Here is a 20,043-nt window from a genome sequence, read left to right as displayed (position 1 = left end):
TACCCCAATAACTTTACAGATTCAGGAATTTTACTTCTTTACCAGGATCTCAATTTTAGAGGCACCAACTTTACCTTCCGGACTGATTCCCTGAAGTACAACTGTGTATTTATTTTCCTGGTCGGAGGTATAGAAGCTGATCGTTTTCTTTCCGTTTGAGTCAATTTTAACATCAGGCGACCAATATAGAACATTTCTGAAATCAGGAAGTCTGGCAGAAACACTCGCCTCAGTCTCGTATAGCGGTGAATAGAACTCTCTTTTCAATTGCATACCTTCATAATCCATCACAGTTGCCCTGGTATCAAGCTGAAAATCAGGAAGATTCCCTTTAAATGTTTTAAAGTTTATGATACTATTGAACATAAGCGGTCCAAGGTAATACCTCTTTGCAACCACTTCCAGTTCACGCACTTTCTTGGGATCATATTTAATGATCTTATTACCACGGTCGAAAACCGGTACTCCATCCAAAAGTATCAGTGGCTCAACATTTCTGGGAAAATCATTGGGGTGAGGCTTAACTCTTACCAATATGGTATAATCATCCTTCTGACGCATTAAAGGAACTTCAGTGACATATTCTCTCAAAACCTCTTCCATGGTATTGAATCTCACGAAATTGTCAAGCAGGTATGTTTTGTCGGACTTAATGTAAAAAGCACTGCTGTCTGTCAATGCTGGATAAAAGGTCCTGAGCTTATCACCTGCAAAAACATTCTGCACCTGACTGCTGACACTTTGGTTAAGGATCCTGGATCTGGATTTTTCGGACAAATTCAATTCAAATGGTCCTGAGGAAGAGTATTTTTCTAAAAATGGATTTGAAATATCTATTCTGTATGTTGAATCCTGCTGAAATTTAGTTTGTACAACTATTTCGGAGGGTCCAAATATATCTCTGGTATAAAACCTTATCTGGCCAAAGCTATTGCTCTTTGAACCGTAAATATGAAGCTTTCTGCCCGGCACAGCTAAATAAGTCATAATATTTTTTGCCGGTGCATTGGTTCGTGTATCAACTATTTTTCCGTTGATTATATGACCTTCAATTTCAGGAAGAAATTCAAATGAGGGCATTGTATTCTTCATAATTTCCTGCCATACAAACCTCCTCCAGCCATGTGTCAGCATCAGGTTATCCAGAGCTTCGTTAGTTAGGGCATCATTATTAGTGAAATAATAAGCGGGTGATTCAACATTTCCTTTCAAATCTGATTTAAGCCATAAGTAATTGAAAATATCTCCATTATCAGATTCCAGACTATCGGCTGCGTATACAGATACTGATGCATCTGCTGCCATAGAAAGACCTTTTTCATCTTTTGCATCCAAACTTATGGTCACCTTTTTCCTTGGTGAATACTTCTGCTGGTCAGCACTGGCCTTGATCAGGAGCTTGCCCGAAGGTCTCTTAAAAAACAAACGCTCGGCAACTGCCTGTCCTGAGGCATTGAAAACAGTAAAATGAGAAACCCCTTCACCCAGTGTTCGTTTATCAATCAGGAACTCCGTTTTTCCCATACTCAGATTAGCGGATGCCTTAATTTTTGTCATCTGCCTTGTATGTGCAAAAAGATGCACCTCCTGATTGGCAGGAACTCCATTTGACTGTACACTTAGTCTTAATTTATCATCCTGATCATCCAACAATTGAATAACATAACCTGTTTTTGCAATTGGAATTTCCCTGACGATAGTTTCACCAGGCATTTCAACCACTGCTCTGTATGTTTTTCCTGCTACCGGGGTGAAAGAAAAACTACCGATCCCAAATTTCAGTGGTTTAAACCTCACAAGGACGGTATTATCCTGATCAACCAGAGTACCCGTAAAATTGACTCCTTTACCCTGATCATCGATTGCCCTATAGGCAACTTTTCCGGGAAGGTTCTCGATGATCTGACCTCCTTCCGGGAAGAACTGTACATCGTATTTGGCAGAAACAGCATCCGACTGAAGTTTCTCAGGTTTTAACAATGAATTGATGATGCTTATGTTTTTATTGAAAAAGTAATCGGGACTGAAATTTTTCATCCAGTTAGTATAGGCCCTGAATTGATAATTTCCGGAAGTCAGTGATACTGGCAAATACAATGAACCACTTCCTGTGCCTTTTTCAATTGAAATCTTCGCCTGCAAAACTGGCTTTTGATTTTTATCTATTACCTCTACATAGGCTATCTTACTCAGGTCTAAGAGTTTATTTGTGCCGGCTGAGGTATAATAAAGTTTAAACCAAATGATCTCCCCTGCGAGGTACATTTCCTTATCTGTGTGAACAAATATTTTTTCCTGAAGGTTATTAGCATTAAAATCTTCAAACCGGGAGGCAATGCTATCCGGATTTGTCTGTTGCGCCTGAACATTAGAAATTACAGCCAACAAAAAAATTATCCATGTGATTTTGAATGTCAATGAGAAAGAAATATTTATTGGTTTTCGCATTTTTTATAGCTGATAATTTTTTCGATCTACCAAAAAGCAGGCTTAATACTGCTCCCTTTTAATCTGCAATCAAGACAATTTGCAGTACTTCCACTGTAAGACTCTATTAAACCGCTAAGACCCAAATTAGAGATAGTAACCAGATTTTTTCCATCCTTGAAGTAGGCATCTAAACTGTCTTTTCGATTTGGCACCGTAAGGGTAGTACAATTCATATTAAAATTCCATCCGGGAACCTGAGTATAGTTGATAAAAATTCGTTTCTCCACTATCCCGGAAATGGTCATAAACCCTATTACCAATTCATTTGGGTCTGTCAAACATTTAATATTACCGTTTATCTCTGAAGGTTGAATATCAAAGAATGAACCCAGCTGCTCAGAATTTTTCTTCATGATGCTCAAATAATCAAATGCCTCTTTTCCTATGGCATATTGTCTGGTAAGAATGCTGTATCTCACATCTAGTTTTTCAGCACGATTTTGAATAGTTACCAATGGAAAACGATGCACTACATCTGAACTAAGCTTTGCAGTAGAAGCAATCAATAATCCGGTCGATCTATCATTTACATAGCAGGTATACATGGAAAGCATTTCATTCTGGTTTCTTCCCTGCATCGCACCATCCTTGTAAATATTTTCAGAGTAGGCGGAAGATCGGATCTCCCAGGTCTCTTCATAGTTCCATTGATAATATTTTGTGTTATTAGTATTATCATGGGCATTGACGTAGATCTTAACTCCTTCAGCTGTTTTTTCCCAATTAACACTGTCAATAGCAGGTGTGGTACGTACAGTCATGAGATCAGATAGATATTCCTTGCCTGTAGCCGTCTTTATTCTCAGTCGGTATTGCTGATTAGGATTCAGATTCATCTGGGCAGCAGAATATGTACCAGCAATATTCTCAGTAAGCGGGAAAACAACATTATTCTGTCCCTCTACCTGTACTTTTGCCTTTGTTTCACTGCTTGCCTTTAACTTATCCGCCAGTTTAAGTGTCCTGCTTAAATAGATATTTGTCTGACCGGCAGTATTAATAACCCCTTCAACTACAAGCAAACTCGGTGATTCTGTTATCCCATCATGTACAAAAGGCTTTTTACAAGCCAAACTGAGGAGGAAAACAAAAATAAATACCGCTGTTATATAATTTCTTTTCATCACATTAAAACCTGATATTATAGTTAACAAAAGGAATGGCATTTCCAAAAATGGAAAGCTGATACCCCTTAATTACCCCTTTTTCTGAAACAAAATACGTTGAGTAGGCATTATCCCTGCCAGTAACATTGTAAACTCCGATTGTCCATGAACTATGAGTTAGCTGATGGATCTTATGGTTGCCTTCAATATTGAGTGAAAAATCGGTTCTGAAATAATCGGGAGCCCGGAATTCATTTCTTCCGGAATAACTTGCTCTCAATGATCCTGCGTAATAGTATTTACCAACAGGTACAGTTATTGGCCTTCCAGTGCTATATGTTGTGTTAAGTGAGGCACTAACTCTATGCGAAAAGCGGTAGTTGCCAACTAAACTGAAATCATGGGGTTTATCAAAATTAGATGGATAATAATCTCCCTGATTAACGATTTGCCCGGCATTTGGATCATCCGATTTCAATAAGGTCCTGGAATAGGTATAACCTAACCAGCCATTAAGCTTTCCACTTAATTTCTTAACCAAAAATTCAACCCCATAGGCTTTACCTTTTGTATTGATCACATCTGTTTCAATATGATGGTTAAGAACCAGAGAAGCGCCGCTCTTATAATCCAGGTAATCCTTCAACCTCTTGTAATATCCTTCAATGGAGGTTTCTATGGTATTCGACTTAAAATTCTTATAAATACCCAAAGACACCTGATCACCATACTGAGGTTTGATATTCGGATCACTGAGTTTCCAGATATCGGTTGGTGAAATAGCTGTACTATTGGTTAATAAGTGAATATATTGCCTTAAGGTATTGTACCCTGTCTTCACAGAAAGATCCTCACTGATCTGATAACGCGCTGATAAGCGAAGCTCAGGACCATGATACGTTTTGATCAGATCTCCCTTTTCATATAATTTTGTCCCAGTAGTATTGATTTCTTCCTTAGGCAAACCGGGAGCATATAAATTAACACTGTTTGGTCCCAGGTAATTATACATAGAGTATCGAAGACCAAGATCAAGGGATAGGTTTGATGTCAGATCAAAGCGATCGCCGATATAAGCGGCACTTTCAAGAGCCTGTTCAGATGCCAGTACATCCGGCTTCACCAGAGATTTAGACCCTAATGGCTGAAATGAGCCCGGGTGAAGGTTGTAACGGGTTGTGCTCAAGCCAAAATCAATGGTATGTTTTGAGCTGAGATAATAATTAAAATTGGCTTTCCCATTGGTCTGATTAATATCAAAAGCCATTTTATAAGCATTTACAGGATTTGCATCGCTCTGATTATCATATTGATACCTGCTAAAACCTCCCACAAATACTGCAGTCAGCTTATTGCTGAAAATATGCTTCCATTTCATGGACATATTCTTGTTGCTGTAAGCATAAGTAGTATCACTGCTTAAATTTGAGTTATCATCGCTAATATATCCGGTTAAGTACAGATTATTCTTTTCATTGATCTGATGGCTTAGCCTAAGATTCACGTCATAAAATGAAGCTTTACTATTTTTATATCCTGAATCATCCGGCAACATTTTTAACAGCCAGTTTGAATAGGTGGTTCTACCACCAAGAATAAATGAGGTCTTGTCTTTAATTATTGGACCTTCAACACTCATCCTTCCGGTCAAAAGACCTATTCCAGCCTTACCAGTTAGCTTTTTAGTATTACCATCCCTGCTGTTGACATCAAGAACGGATGATAATCGTCCACCAAAACGGGAAGGGATACTGCTTTTATACAATTCAACATCTTTAACCACATCGGGATTAAACGCAGAAAAGAATCCGAAAAAATGAGAAGGATTATATATGGTCAGGTCATCGAACAGGATCAGATTTTGATCGACAGCACCACCCCTGACATTAAAACCATTACCTGCTTCACCAACCGATTTCACTCCCGGTAGTGTCAGCATTACCTTAATAATATCTGCTTCACCGAAGGCCACCGGTACCTGTTTTATAGAACTGATATTAAGCTTTTCAACTCCCATCTGCACATTACGCACATTCTTCGAGTTTTCTGCTGAAATAACAACCTCTCTTAGGGAAAGAACCTGCGTCTGGATCTCAATATCAAGTTTCCCCTCTGAATAAAGTACAATACGGCGTTTGGTATCTATAATTCCTAATGCTTTAATATTGAGTGTATGAGGGCCTTTGGGTAATACAAGCGAATAATACCCAAACTGATCCGTATAAGTTCCGATACGCGGATTTTCAACAAAAACCGATGCTCCGATCACAGGTTCTCCTGTTTTAGAATCTTTGAGATACCCTGCAAGCGATACATTTCCGGGCTTGTTCTGTGACGATTTTGTTCCAATCTGAACAATTTTATTATCTAGTGAGGATACCTGCTCTTGTGAACCTGAAAGCTCTGCAACAATTGCGGGATCTTTTTGATTGATCCATTTTAAGGAATCTCTTTCTGTTGCAAATATTCCATAAGGCAATGCCGCAATAATAATTGCTTCTTTGGTTAAAAAAATATTATTCTGCTGATCAATAGAGAACTTGAAGGCGGTATTGTTGAATGCCTTATTCAATATGAACTGCACAGAAACAGCATTTGTGCTGAGATTCACTCTCAAACTGTCAAATTCTGCTGCTTTATAATAAAAATGATAGTCCGTTTTGGATTCAATATCAGCGACAAGCTCGGAAATAGTAGCGTTTTTAAAATCCACGTTGATAAGGCCCGTCCTTACCTGTGCTGATACATTGATCACAAAAAGCAGAAAAAAAGCAAATAACAAAGGACTTTTATAGTTCATCGATCAATTGCTTAACTGATCATAATACATTACCATCATAACTGTTGCTTTTTCAGGATCTTTTTTGAATTTGACATTATTTTTTTTGAGCTGAGACAGTACCTCTTTCTGATGATTTCCCAATGCCTTCACTACCGATCCGGAGCTTGCCACTGAATAGTATTTTCCTTCCTTTTTAAGGTAGATCTCATTCTTTTGTTTTAAGATCTTGGTAAAGATCCCTTCCGGGGACACATCTTCCAAAGTGCCTTTGTAACGCCTTACCAGAACCTCCGTTTTTCCGCTGTAAATATGGTCATAGAAACCTGTGGTCAATGAATTGGAATTGGAAGAATCCTGACTTATCTTTTTGAAATCATGGCCAAACAGAGAAAAATAATCAATTCTTTCATTATGAAGACTGATCATGGATAAACTATCCAAACTCTGCACAACTATCTGATCCTTAACCAGATCATACCACATAGGTATATCCTGATAAAGCATTCCATCGTAAAAGATCGTTCCTTTTGAAAAGTCTGGTGATTCAAAAAACTGATGACCATTACTTACCTGATATGGATAACCGATATATCCGGTTCCACGGTAAATTCCTGATTGTTCGCCTAAGGATTTATAATACAGAGAGACCGTATTTTTTATTGTTAGCTGCTGAGAATCTTTTTCTGTTTGAATTTGACCAAACGATACTTCATGACTGAAACATAGAAAAACGATCGCAAAAATCAAGGTAACAGTTCTGAACATATATTAAATTAGATTAGTTTTTTAAGTACACATTCTCAGGTCATTTGAGAATTATGTCCAGAAACTGAACCGAATATATACATTATTTTTAATTATGGCTAAGGCATAGTTCTTAATATGCATGACACGGATTAATATGAATTATTATAATTCATATTGATAGATTTATCTATCCAACTAACCAGAAATTCAAGAGTTTAATGTCTGCCGGCATTCTTAATAGGCGTTCCATCCGCCATCAACCACTAAAACTTCCCCATTCACAAAACTTGAATCTTCAGAGGCCAAAAACAAGGCTGCCTTGGCAATTTCAGAAGGCTCGCCGGTTCTCGGGTTTAAAGCCATCCCTGGCATGATACGATCATTCACCAGGGCAGTGACCTTACTAAAATCAATGGTTTCACCAATATTGGTATTAACTGCTCCCGGAGCAATGGCATTGCAACGAATACCTGACTTCGAATACATATACCCTGTATTTTGGGTCAGACCGATCAGCGCATGTTTACTGGCAGTATAAGCAGCGCCTGCTCTTGCCCCATTTATTCCACCGATAGATGAGATATTGATTATAATTCCAGAGCCCTTTGCCAGGAAAATTTTAACAGCAGCACGCATTGCTTTAAAAGGCCCGTCAAGGTTTACCTTCATTACCTTTTCCCAAATAGAATTGTCAACCTCAGCTACAGGAGCAAAATTGTCCATTATCCCGGCATTATTCACAAGAATATCCAATGTTCCATAGGTCGATACTGCTCCACGGATCATATTTTCAATATCCTCTTCCTTTGCCATATCTGAGATAAGTGTGAAAACCTGTCCTCCATTTTGAATGATCTCAGCTTTTAAAGCATCCAGTCGCGCCTGATCTATATCAGTAGCAACAATTTTACTGCCTTCAGATGCAAATAATAGTGCAATGGCCTTCCCCATACCGGAACCTGCGCCGGTGATCAGAGAAACTTTGTTTTCTAATTTTTTCATCAGATAATGGTATCAGATCTTATTTAAAAATCTCCACATTTCTTTCAATGGCTCCAATAGTGATCAGGTATTGTGCAATCATATACGTTGCCATGATCAGGATACCGGCAAAGGAAAATGGTTCAACAAATTTATTGTAAGCAAGTGCAGAATCAGAGATCACAAAAAATATAGCACCCCAGTATATCAGCCTGAAACTAAGAAGATTTACTCTTTTAAAACGATAACCGGCCAAGATTGCCATAATAGATATCACGAACATATATGCCATTACCGGGATCCTGAAATCATTCAGATAATCGCGAATCCATGAATAATAGCTTAAAGAAAATACCCCCATCACAAATAACATGAGGTGTCCATAGTACTTTGAGGCTTGCGGATTATTTTTAAAATCTCTGAAGAATGCCATAGAGTAAACAATATGCGCTAACAGAAATGAGACCAGTCCGTAGAGGAAAAAATAAACATCGCTACCTGCAAACATTAAAAAACTATCCCCAAAAAGCGAAAAGATCAGCCCTGCCAAAACCATTCTATTAAAACCAGCATTCATATTGGTCTGGGTATACAGATAAACACCTAATGAAATACAGATAAGCGGTTTTATAAAAAGGACATAATCCTGAAAGAAAGTAGATTGTACGAGCAGGTTCAAAATGATGATCAAACTAAAAATAAATGTGAAATTTTTATGATTTTTTAACATACATTAAGCTCTCAGGAGTCGTTTAAACCAAATAAATGAAAGGATAACCAACATGGTATTCCCGATTAGTAATTGAACAAAAAATAATTCAGAATTGAATACCAAAGGCGTAAGAACCCAACATAAAAAGCGAAAATATTCCAGAACTATTCCCCATTTCTTCTGTTCCATCAAAGAACCGTAAGATGTCAGGCTCATAATGACAAGGATCATGCAAGCACTCAGCTGCAATAAATTAAGTTTTGCTGCAGTAAAAATTAAAATACTTGCAATGATCAATGAAAAAACAAATTGAAAAAGGATATACACATTAAACTTTCGGTCATATTCAGGACTATACTTAACATATGAATCTAAGTTGATCTCCTTTGGAAACTGCCTCCCTCCCATATTTTCAGGAAACCAGCCCGGCGATTTTGTAAACACATATACCTTTTCTTTGATACCATTCGCTTTCCTGGAAGTATTAAATAATTCAATCCAGTAATGAAAATTAGCCCATACAGGATTCCAGCTGGCAAGGGGTGTAGTAATTCCATAAACAACTTCCTCCTCCTCCTTTTGAAAAGTACCGAATAACCTGTCCCATATAATTAATGTTCCAGCATGATTTTTATCAATATATTTTGGATTCGATCCATGATGTACCCGATGATGGGACGGTGTATTAAGGAACCATTCCAGTGGTCCCATATCACCAATGGCACGGGTATGGATCCAGAACTGATAAAGTGTATTAAATGCACTGACTGTAAGGAACATGACCGGTTCAAATCCAACAAAGGCTAAGGGCAGATAAAATACCCATGCAAAACCCGACTGAAACCAGGATTGCCGCAGGGCAACGGTTAAATTATACTCTTCCGACTGGTGGTGAACAATATGAGCAGCCCATAAAGCGTTGACCTGATGACTTAAACGATGAAACCAATAATAAAAAAAATCTACGCCAATGAACAGAAACAACCAGGTCCAGATCGTATTCGGAAAAGAATAGAACCGCCAATGTTCGTAAATGAATATATATCCAAAAAAAGTAATTGTTTTTAAAAATATTCCGACCAATTGTGAACCAATTCCCTGACTCAGGTTAGCAAGTGAGTCATTTAATCTGTAGTAGTTAAGCTTCTTGTAAAAAGCATATACGAGCTCTACAGCTATCAGAATAAAGAAAACAGGAATCGAAAGGGCTATATAATCTACTTTCATTTATCCAATTTAGGCTTTTAACCTGAAGACAAAAAATCCGGATGAATATTGTTCATTTCTCCTGCCGGCTATCTATCTTAGCAGTCCCGATTGACCCTGCGGATGCCGGCACATTAAAATCACAAATAATAACAAAAATGAAACGCTTTCTTCTATTTTTTGCCGCATCGGCACTTTCAACGTTAAGTTTTGCACAGACCAAACCTGCTGCTGCTCCAGCACCATTATTCAAAACCCAGACTGATTCTGCCAGCTATGCCTTCGGAGCCAGTATTGCCAATGATCTTAAATCAAGAGGAGTAACAAGTTTGAATTATTCATTGATCTCAAAAGCCATGAATGATGTTTTATCTGGTGGAACTATAATTATTAGCCCTGAAAAATCTCAGGAAATTATTTATGCCTATCTAAGCGGACTTGAAAAGAAGAAATTTGAAGGATCGATTGCTGCAGCTGCGAAATTTTTAGCAGAAAACCAGAAAAAACCAGGAGTTACAACACTGCCAAGCGGTTTGCAATTTGAAGTTATTAGCCCGGCAACAGGAGCTAAACCGGTAGCGACAGATGAAGTTACTGTACATTATAAAGGTACACTTACGGATGGGAAACAATTTGACAGTTCAATTGACCGTGGTGAACCAACCACATTTACTTTAAATCAGGTTATCCCGGGATGGACTGAAGGTCTTCAGCAAATGTCTGTCGGATCAAAATACCGTTTCTTTATCCCTTATTCTCTGGGTTATGGAGAACGAGGCGCTGGAAAAGATATTCCTCCTTACAGCACGCTTATTTTTGAAGTTGAATTGATCAAGATCGGTAAGTAGTTAATTATCAAATATTTAAATTCCTTTTCAGTTCAATATTTCAGCTGAAAAAACAGTAGTTTTTCAAAAAAGCTGAAAGATTAAAGCCGAAAGCTATTTATTGCTTGGGCAACCAAATATTAATTCAAAAAAACATAAAGGATGTTTTATTTGTCAGCCAGTCTGTTCATTTCAAAAAATATTCAAGAAACAAAAATGCTTTCTCATTCGAATCAGGGTTCGGAGTATGTTCAGGTCGGTTAGTCATAGCCACTCTGTTTTCATATCCCAGGAGATGATTTACTGCAATGCTATGATTTAATGGAATCCAGCGCCTTACAGGATCTTCTGAGCCACCGGAAACAAGAAATGGACGCGGAGCCATTAAGGCATGAAGTTCATGCAGGTTTAACCCTTCTTCAACCATTTTCGGGTACAAGCCTTTCGCTGGATTTTGCTCAGTTATAAGTCCTCTTTTACGCCATGGTTGCGGATGATAACCTAAATACCAGGGCTCCCAGTAATTAACTGATTCTCTGCTTTCGTCAAAAACAATTCCAGGGTCTGACCAAACAGCACAGGCAAATTTCTCATAAAGGCAGGAAGCAAACATACTCCACTTACCACCATATGAATGGCCCATAATGCCAATTCGCTTGCTGTCAACCTCCTTAACTTTTGCCAAAACATTCCATGCATTGGCCGCAGCATAAGCTAAGATCGAAAGAGGCTGTACTTGGGCATTTTTTATATCTGGATAATACAGTGAGTAGGTTTTATTGTTTGTCGTTTCTGTTGTTCCAAGGGAAAGGGTAACAAAGCCCCGTTTGGCAAGCTGATAGGCAAAATCTCGGTCAGGAAGATCAGCCCTTCCCAATCCCGCAGAGGTTTCAGGCTCGTAATAAACAGTGATCACTGCAGGTTTTTTACCTTCACCGTCCGGTATCATCAGATAAGCATCTGTCTTTTGACCAGGAAGCCAGTAAAATCTGACCCTGTATTGAGTAAAGCCGTCCATGCGGGTTGAATCTCTGATCTCAAAATTCTGGTTTGTTATTAATGCAGGCCATGCCCCCATCAGTCCATTCCATTTTACAAGAATCTCCTTTCGTCTTTTTTCCCAGTCCCGTTTAGTATTTACAGCCTTTCCATTGTAAAACTTTAAGGGAGAACGATATTCTCCCAATTGGTCTTTAAATTCAGGCGGACTTATAAAAAAAGGAGCTATTTTTTCAGGCAATGGATTTCCTTTCAGGTTCGGCCTTTGTGCAAGGACATTGCCTCCCAAAGAAACACATCCGAGCACCATTAAAAATATTTTAGCTGCTGAGATCATTTAAGATATTTTTCAAACCAGTCGAGCATTTCGATCTTCATGTCATCGGTATATACATGACCCGTATTTTGATAAATGATACTTTTAAACTTATCATTCTCTTTATATAATGAATAAACAGTATCCAGCTTTTTCTCCAGGACTTTCATCCCGCTAAGCGGAGAACCACTATCACTATCCCCGGTTAATGCAAGAAATGGCCTGGGTGCAATAAGTCCCATTACTGCCTCGGTATCAAAATGCTGAAGCATCCCCGGAACAAAATAATAGATCCCATGCGATTGAAGTTCACGTTGCTCGATGAGTTCTTTATATCGGGTAAAGCAGGCTACACCAACCACAACCTTGATCCTGGAATCCAGTGCAGCAAGCCACCATGCGCGGGTACTTCCCATGCTCATTCCTTCTACTCCAATTCTTTCCATATCAATTTCCGGACGAGTATTCAAATAATCCAGTGCGATCTGCTCATCACGGATCTGCATGCCCCAAAGCGAGCGGCCAAACCATAAATTGATCTTGAATTGAGATGCTTCCTGATCTGCACCCTTAGCCTGGGTTTCGAGCTCTCCGGCAGGGCCTGTGCCTTTGCGTTCACCATTAAAATAACTGTCAATAGCCATCACAGCATAGCCTTTGGATATCAAAAGGGCTAAAACATCCTGAGCTGTTGATGAGTTGGAACCAATGATATTGTCCTTGCTGCTGCTATGTCCATGTAATCCCAGAACCAGAGGCACCTTTCCCTTCACATTGGTAGGTATGGCAAGATAACCCGGAATCCACCCGTCTACCCCATTGTCGATCAGAAACTTTTCCAGAATGTATCCATTCATTTGTTTCTTAAAGACTGTCTGAACATTCAGCTTTTTTGGGCGCGGTGGAATGTCTCCTAATAATTTTTGCAGTGTTTCAGTAACTTGTACCCTCTCCTTTTTCCATGACGACAGATCAGAAGGGAATTTAAAATCAGGATAATCCCATTTCTGATAATACTCAGGAACACCCTTCCATGCAGTCTGTTCTTTCCAAAGTACTTCCTGTGCTGAAATAGAAAAATTGCCAGCTAAAAACATACAGACAAGTACACAGAGATAAATATATTTTTTCATTTACATTTTAATTAAATACTTATTAATCAGATATTTAAATACATTAATTGAGTAATTATGCTTTCCTTGCTTCAGCAATTAGCTTTGATGAAAGTTCTTTTCCAAGGTATTTATCAATAATACTGTGGACTCCATACAACAATGGTGTCATGAGAATGGCAACCACAAACTTATAGCTATAATTTACAATACCGATGGCCGCAACCATCTGCCAGCTCCAGTTATACTGAGGATTAATATAAAAGGCAATAAAAATCACAACGAAGCTATCGATAAACTGGGAAGCCAGGGTTGATCCGGTAGCCCTCAACCAGAGTAAACGCTCTCCGGTACTTTTCTTGATCCGGTGAAAAATAATCACATCAACCATCTGTCCGATTAGAAATGCAATGATCGATCCGACGATGATCCACATTCCCTGACCAAAGATTCCACTGAAGGCATTATTCATATTAATTGCCTCTCCATTAACGGTTTGATTGATCCAGAAATCAGAAGGGACCAGATCCATTGCAAAGCCGACCACAAAAAAAGCATAGCTGATCAGAATAGCAGCGAGGATTGATAAAAACCGAACCTGTTTTATCCCAAAATATTCGTTTATAATATCCGTCATAATAAAGATCAATGGCCAGGTAACTACACCTGCTGACATATTAAATGAAAGATCGGGAACACCAAACATATTGATATTGAATTTTTGAATTCCTAATGAGCCTTCAACGGTAAAAATTTTCACTCCGATAAATTCTGCAAGAATTGCATTAGCAATTAAAAAAGAGCCCAAAACAAGAAAAAGACGACTTTCTTTGGTTTTATAAGTCATTTATTTAAGATATAAGAACAGTTCAAAATAATAATTTAATCCGGATTTTAACGGAACATTCCAAAACAGGAAAGCAGAATTTCCTAATTTAGCTCCACTATGCATATAAATTCCAAATTGCCGGATGTAGGCACTACTATTTTCACCGTCATGTCGCAGCTGGCTGTTCAGCACAAGGCTATTAATTTATCGCAGGGTTTCCCGGATTATGAATGTTCTCCGGAACTCGTCGGACTAGTAGGTCATTATATGAGATCAGGTTATAACCAATATGCACCTATGGCCGGACTCCTCTCTCTCAGGGAGCGTATAGCTGAAAAACAAGAAAAGCTCCACCATGCTATTTATGATCCTGAAACTGAAATTACCATCACAGCCGGTGGAACACAGGCATTATTTGCATCCATTGCCTGCGTGATCAGACCTGAAGATGAGGTGATCATATTTGAACCTGCTTATGATTCATATGGCCCTGCAGTAACGCTTTTTGGAGGCCGTATACGGTCGGTTGAATTAAGTGCTCCAAACTATACCATCGACTGGGAAGAGGTTGGAAAGCTTATCAATGATAAGACCAGAATGATCATTCTAAACTATCCCAACAACCCTACTGGAAGAACTCTGGATGATAATGATATAAAATGCCTGATCAATTTAACCAGAGACACCAACATATTAATACTTAGCGACGAAGTATATGAGCATCTTATTTACGACGGAAAACAGCATCTAAGCATATCCCGTTATCCGGAATTAAGGGAACGAAGTTTTATTACAGCATCATTTGGAAAACTTTTACATGCTACAGGCTGGAAGGTTGGGTATTGCCTTGCGCCAGAATGGATGATGAAAGAATTCCGAAAAGTTCATCAGTTTGAAGTATTCAGTGTAAATTCATTTGTTCAGCATGCAATATCAGATTTTTTAAGAAATGAACGTAATTATCTGGAAATCAGCAATTTTTTTCAGGTTAAAAAGGATTTTTTTTCTAACTTGATGAAAGAAACACGCTTCGACCTCTTACCATGCCATGGTTCATATTTTCAATCCGTCCAATATAGCAGGATCAGCAATGAAAAAGATACAGACCTGGCGATGAGGCTAATAAAAGAATTTGGAGTTGCAGGAATACCGGTTTCTGCATTTTATTCTAAGGGCACAGACCACCATGTACTTCGATTTTGTTTTGCAAAAAAGAAAGAAACACTTGAAAAAGCCGTTCAATACTTAGTTAAAGTTTAATAGCAACATTTACTAAATTATCACGTATGAATAATTTCTGATGAGCATACTAAAAATAACCACGTTTCAAACTTACCTGTTTTGGGAAAACATTGACAAAAACCTTCAGAATCTGGGTTTAAGGCTGTCTTCCATTCGTGAAAAGACTGATCTTATTGTTCTTCCTGAAATGTTCAGCACAGGCTTTTCGATGAACCCTTCCAAACTTGCTGAAGAAATGGATGGTAAATCCATGAAGTGGATGCTTGAGCAGGCTCGAAAATTCGATAGTGTAGTTACCGGAAGTATCATTATAAAGGAAGATAATAAGAATTACAATCGCCTGATCTGGATGCGTCCTGACGGCACATATGAATATTATGACAAGAGGCATCTTTTTGGTTTAGGCGAAGAGGATCAGCATTATACGGCAGGCAATAAAAAGCTTTTTGTTGAGCTGAACGACTGGAAAATTTGTCCTGTGATCTGTTATGATCTTCGTTTTCCAGTTTGGCTTAGAAATACCAATCAGGAATACGACATGTTATTGATCGTTGCCAACTGGCCGGAACGCCGCTCTTTACACTGGCGCTCACTTATACCGGCAAGGGCTATAGAAAATCAGGCTTTCGTAGTTGCTGTAAACCGGGTTGGGCATGATGGAAATGAAGTTTATCATTCCGGTGATTCTATGTGTATAGATCCGAATGGAAAAGTAATTTACTATAAACCCAATGATGAAGACCTTTATACTTTCTCGATCAATAAGGATGATCTCACAGAAGCACGAGCCTCTTTCCCATTCCTTAAAGATGGGGACTCCTTTAAACTGACTGATAAATAATTCAAATCTTGTGATTTATAAGAACCATCATCTGCATCATAATGGAAATTAAACATCGGGAAAACACGCATAAAGGCTCTTTCTATGTAGAAGAGGACAATATTTTACTTGCAGAAATAACCTACAGCTTCGCTGGTTCTGATAAATTAATATTGGACCATACCATCGTTTGTAAACCCCTGAAAGGTATGGGAATTGGCAATATGCTGGTTGAAGCTGCTGTTTCCTATTCAAGGGACAAATCCATTAAAGTTATACCCTTATGTCCTTTTGCAAAAACAGTTTTCGAAAAAAATCCTGCCTATCAGGACGTGCTTTTGAAATAAAAGCACCTGATTTATTTTTCATTTAATAAGTTTTTCCTGCATTCTTCAAGCTTTAATTTTTCAGAATCAGAAAGTTCAGGATGTTTCAGTTCCATCGATTTAAATGTATCAATAATGATCCTGCTGATGGCGATCCTGGTAAACCATTTCTTATCTGCAGGGATAATATACCAGGGAGAATTATCTACACTGGTCGCATTGATGGCTTCTTCATATACTTTCATATAATCATCCCATAATGCCCGCTCATCAATATCTGCGGAAGAAAACTTCCAATTCTTATTTGGAAGATCTATTCTTTCCAGAAACCGTTTCTTTTGTTCATTTTTTGAAACATTCAGAAAAAACTTGATGATCACTGTTCCGTTATCAGAGATATGCTTTTCGAAATTACGAATGCTCTCATAACGTTCTTCCCAGAAATCTTTATTGATAGATTCGGCTGCAACATACCCTTCATTTAAAACATATTCAGGGTGAACCTTACAGACCAATACATTTTCATAATGCGAACGATTATGTATCCCGATTCTTCCCCGCTCAGGTAAGGCCTTGTAATGTCGCCAGATAAAATCATGATCCAGTTCTTCCGGACTAGGCTGTTTGAAACTATAAACCTGACAACCCTGAGGATTTAAACCACTCATAGTATATTTTATCGCACTATCCTTTCCGGCAGCATCCATTGCCTGAAAAATAATAAGAAGGGAGTGTTTATTCTGGGCATACATCTGCTCCTGAAGTTCACTCATTTCAGCACTTAACTCATTCAGCAGATCAACGGCTTCATCCTTTTTAAACTTGCCTGAAAATTCAGGATCATGTTCTTTAATACTAAAGGGTTTTTTACTGCTTATTTTGAATTTTTTAATCAGATTATCCATAAAATAATTTTAATAATTTATTGATTTTGGTACGCACATTGTGCGAAAAATGCTGCATTCTGAAAATCCAAGAAATTTACACCATATTAATCATGATTTCCTCATATTTACCACATGTTCAGAAGAATTAAAAATAAGCGTCTTCGCTATGCTATAATAGCTTTATACTTTATTGTTATCTTTTTTTGTGCCCTTGAACTAAACTTTTTATGGTTGTTTGGATACTCTCCAACCATTAGGGATATAAAAACCCCCAATATTAATGTCGTTTCTGAGCTATATACCTCCGATGGCAAGCTCATTGGAAAATATTATAAAGAAAACAGAACTCCTGTTGAATATGACAGTATATCTCCTTCGATCATTGATGCCCTGGTTGCGACTGAAGATGTTCGATTTTATAAGCACAGTGGAATTGATGTCAGATCACTTATTTCCAGTATCGTATCAACAGCCAGTGGTGACAGACGTGGCGCGAGTACGATCACCCAACAGCTTGCAAAAAACCTTTACAGCACCAGAAACAGAAAATCTCAGGGATTGATCAAATATATTCCATTGGTTAGAACAGTAGTTTTTAAATTAAAGGAATGGGTAACTGCATACAAACTGGAAAATTACTATTCAAAAAACGAAATTCTAACACTCTACCTGAACACGGTACCTTTTGGTAATAATACCTTCGGCATAAAAACAGCCTCAAAACGATATTTCAATAAAAGTGTAGCTAAACTTCAGGTTGAAGAGGCCGCACTTCTGGTTGGAATGCTAAAAGCAACAACAACCTATAATCCAATCCGGAATCCCGAAAAATCACTTGAACGGCGTAATACGGTATTATCCCAGATGCAGAAATATGAATTCCTGACTGATAAAGAATATAAAAAATACAGCCAAAGGCCTCTTAAATTAAATCCCGGAAGCCTGGATGAAGGAAGTGATGGTGGCTCCTATCTTAGATCAGCTGTTTCACGGTACCTGGAAAAATGGTGCGAAGACAATGGCTATGACCTTTATGCTGACGGATTGAAAATATATACCACAATCGATTCCAGAATGCAGCAATATGCTGAGGAAGCGGTAACAGGCCAGATGAAGATCCTGCAAAAGCGATTTGAAAATGTTTGGGGAAATGAAAATCCATGGAGAACTTCAGATGGAAAAGAAATTATTGACTTCCCTGAAAAGGCGGCTCAGCGACTACCTTACTATGACTTCCTGAAAAAACGGTTTAAAGGAAACCGCGATTCCATTGATCATTATCTGAACCTTCCTAAGAAAATGAAAGTTTTCAGCTGGAATGGCGAAAAGGAGGTTATTTATTCTACGATCGATTCCATTAAGTACTATGCAAAGATCCTGAACACAGGAATGATGACCCTTGATCCGTTCAATGGCCATATTAAAGTTTGGGTTGGCGGAATAAATCATAACTATTTCAAATACGATCATGTTAATCAGGCAAAAAGACAGGCAGGCTCAACCTTTAAGCCATTTGCCTACCTGGCAGCTCTTGAAGCGGGGATGAATCCTTGTGATAAATTTATTGATCAGGCTGTACGGATTCCATATACCATAAAAGGCAAAACTGAATATTGGGAACCTAAAAACTCAAATTACAGCTTCTCAGGAAGGGAAATGTCTATGCGCTGGGCAATGGGCAAATCTGTAAACTCTATTACAGCACAGATCACTGAAAAAGTTGGAGCTGAAAATGTAGTTAAATATGCACATGAATGTGGTATTGAAAGCGACCTAAAAGCTGTTCCTTCTGTTAGTTTAGGTCCGAATGATGTCAGTGTTTTTGAAATGGTCAAAGCGTATGGAACCTTCCTGAATAAAGGAGTTAGATCTGAACCTATTCTGGTCGAGAAGATCATGGATCTGGATGGAAACCTGATTGAAGAATTCAAATCGGAACAAAAGAGAACGCTCAGTGAAGAAATAGCCTGGTTGATGATCTATATGCTTCGTGGTGGTATGGAGGAACCTGAAGGCACTTCACAGGCTTTATGGGAATGGGATCTTTGGAAAAACAATAACCAGATCGGCGGTAAAACAGGAACATCTTCTGATTATGTAGATGGCTGGTACATGGGTGTAACCAAAGATCTGGTTACAGGTGTTTGGGTTGGATGTGATGAACGAAGTGTACACTTCAAATCATCCCAAACCGGTGAAGGATCCAGAACTGCATTACCGATCTTTGGGAAATTCATGGAGAAAGTTTATAAAGATAAAACCCTTGGAATAAGTCAAGGACCTTTTCCTAAACCCGGAGTTAAAATCACGAGAGAATACCAATGCGAAACTCCGAGGTATTCTTCGGACACAACAACTGTAGACTCCTTATTTACCGATTCATTGTACTCACCGGTAGATCTTCCTGATACATCAGAAAGCACGAATTTAAATCCCCGGCAAACTATAACTCCAAAAATACAGGAAAATAAAACCAATCTGCCTGCAGATAATAAGCCCCCTGTAAATCCAAAAACAGAGCCGCCAGTAGAGGTCAAGAAAACGCGTAAAGAAATCAGGGAAGAACGTAAACAAAATAAACCAAAGCCTGTTAATTGATTTTACTTTTCATTAATTTTTTTAAAATTCCTCAAAAATCAAAATCAATATTTTTACGTAATT

Annotated in this window: 16 protein-coding genes; 5 read left to right on the top strand and 11 right to left on the bottom strand. The window is 38.3% G+C overall.

Going from position 1 to position 20,043, the window contains the following annotated elements:
- Positions 1 to 30: 30 nt before the first annotated feature.
- The 7 genes from BLR27_RS01325 to BLR27_RS01295 form a co-directional block, all read right to left on the bottom strand.
- Positions 31 to 2,448, bottom strand: coding sequence for a hypothetical protein (locus tag BLR27_RS01325; RefSeq protein ID WP_090698159.1), 2,418 nt, complete (start codon positions 2,446 to 2,448; stop codon positions 31 to 33).
- Positions 2,449 to 2,474: 26 nt separating this feature from the next.
- Positions 2,475 to 3,614, bottom strand: coding sequence for a DUF4249 domain-containing protein (locus BLR27_RS01320; protein ID WP_176767574.1), 1,140 nt, complete (start codon positions 3,612 to 3,614; stop codon positions 2,475 to 2,477).
- A gap of 4 nt (positions 3,615 to 3,618) precedes the next feature.
- Complete coding sequence (locus tag BLR27_RS01315) at positions 3,619 to 6,396, bottom strand: TonB-dependent receptor (protein ID WP_090698150.1); 2,778 nt, start codon at positions 6,394 to 6,396, stop codon at positions 3,619 to 3,621.
- 3 nt (positions 6,397 to 6,399) lie between these two features.
- Positions 6,400 to 7,143: a hypothetical protein gene (locus tag BLR27_RS01310; RefSeq protein ID WP_090698146.1), complete on the bottom strand. Its 744-nt coding sequence runs from the start codon at positions 7,141 to 7,143 to the stop codon at positions 6,400 to 6,402.
- Between the two features lie 216 nt (positions 7,144 to 7,359).
- Positions 7,360 to 8,127, bottom strand: a complete 768-nt coding sequence (locus tag BLR27_RS01305; RefSeq protein ID WP_090698142.1) for a glucose 1-dehydrogenase — start codon at positions 8,125 to 8,127, stop codon at positions 7,360 to 7,362.
- Positions 8,128 to 8,146: 19 nt separating this feature from the next.
- Positions 8,147 to 8,836, bottom strand: a complete 690-nt coding sequence (locus BLR27_RS01300) for a lysoplasmalogenase (RefSeq protein WP_090698139.1) — start codon at positions 8,834 to 8,836, stop codon at positions 8,147 to 8,149.
- A 3-nt stretch (positions 8,837 to 8,839) separates the two neighbouring features.
- Entirely contained in the window at positions 8,840 to 10,045 is a 1,206-nt protein-coding gene (locus BLR27_RS01295; RefSeq protein ID WP_090698135.1) for a sterol desaturase family protein, read from the bottom strand.
- Positions 10,046 to 10,182: 137 nt separating this feature from the next.
- On the opposite strand from BLR27_RS01295, the gene BLR27_RS01290 reads away from it, so the two are divergent.
- Positions 10,183 to 10,872: an FKBP-type peptidyl-prolyl cis-trans isomerase gene (locus BLR27_RS01290; protein WP_090698370.1), complete on the top strand. Its 690-nt coding sequence runs from the start codon at positions 10,183 to 10,185 to the stop codon at positions 10,870 to 10,872.
- Between the two features lie 166 nt (positions 10,873 to 11,038).
- Here the strand turns inward: BLR27_RS01290 and BLR27_RS01285 are convergent, their stop codons facing one another.
- From BLR27_RS01285 to BLR27_RS01275, 3 genes are read right to left on the bottom strand one after another with little or no spacing between them, the layout of a single operon-like run.
- On the bottom strand, positions 11,039 to 12,187 hold the full coding sequence (locus BLR27_RS01285) for an alpha/beta hydrolase family protein (RefSeq protein ID WP_143007675.1): 1,149 nt from the start codon (positions 12,185 to 12,187) through the stop codon (positions 11,039 to 11,041).
- Positions 12,184 to 13,299, bottom strand: a complete 1,116-nt coding sequence (locus tag BLR27_RS01280; protein WP_090698132.1) for a dienelactone hydrolase family protein — start codon at positions 13,297 to 13,299, stop codon at positions 12,184 to 12,186. Before BLR27_RS01280 ends, BLR27_RS01285 begins: the two co-directional genes overlap by 4 nt.
- Positions 13,300 to 13,354: 55 nt before the next feature.
- Positions 13,355 to 14,125, bottom strand: a complete 771-nt coding sequence (locus BLR27_RS01275; RefSeq protein ID WP_090698128.1) for a queuosine precursor transporter — start codon at positions 14,123 to 14,125, stop codon at positions 13,355 to 13,357.
- 99 nt (positions 14,126 to 14,224) lie between these two features.
- Here BLR27_RS01275 and BLR27_RS01270 point away from each other — a divergent pair, with 99 nt between their 5' ends.
- From BLR27_RS01270 to BLR27_RS01260, 3 genes are read left to right on the top strand one after another with little or no spacing between them, the layout of a single operon-like run.
- The gene (locus BLR27_RS01270; protein ID WP_090698125.1) at positions 14,225 to 15,367 is read left to right on the top strand and encodes a methionine aminotransferase; all 1,143 of its coding nucleotides are present in this window, start codon (positions 14,225 to 14,227) and stop codon (positions 15,365 to 15,367) included.
- A 40-nt stretch (positions 15,368 to 15,407) separates the two neighbouring features.
- On the top strand, positions 15,408 to 16,190 hold the full coding sequence (locus BLR27_RS01265) for an amidohydrolase (RefSeq protein WP_090698121.1): 783 nt from the start codon (positions 15,408 to 15,410) through the stop codon (positions 16,188 to 16,190).
- A 41-nt stretch (positions 16,191 to 16,231) separates the two neighbouring features.
- Positions 16,232 to 16,516, top strand: a complete 285-nt coding sequence (locus tag BLR27_RS01260; RefSeq protein WP_090698117.1) for a GNAT family N-acetyltransferase — start codon at positions 16,232 to 16,234, stop codon at positions 16,514 to 16,516.
- 11 nt (positions 16,517 to 16,527) lie between these two features.
- Here the strand turns inward: BLR27_RS01260 and BLR27_RS01255 are convergent, their stop codons facing one another.
- Positions 16,528 to 17,400: a polyphosphate kinase 2 family protein gene (locus BLR27_RS01255; RefSeq protein ID WP_090698113.1), complete on the bottom strand. Its 873-nt coding sequence runs from the start codon at positions 17,398 to 17,400 to the stop codon at positions 16,528 to 16,530.
- A 114-nt stretch (positions 17,401 to 17,514) separates the two neighbouring features.
- Here BLR27_RS01255 and BLR27_RS01250 point away from each other — a divergent pair, with 114 nt between their 5' ends.
- Entirely contained in the window at positions 17,515 to 19,980 is a 2,466-nt protein-coding gene (locus BLR27_RS01250; protein WP_090698109.1) for a transglycosylase domain-containing protein, read from the top strand.
- Positions 19,981 to 20,043 lie beyond the last annotated feature (63 nt).

The sequence above is a fragment of the Daejeonella rubra genome (genome assembly GCF_900103545.1).
Classification (GTDB): domain Bacteria; phylum Bacteroidota; class Bacteroidia; order Sphingobacteriales; family Sphingobacteriaceae; genus Daejeonella; species Daejeonella rubra.
Note: the sequence above shows the minus strand (reverse complement) of the source record. Positions and strands in the feature narration are given on the sequence as shown.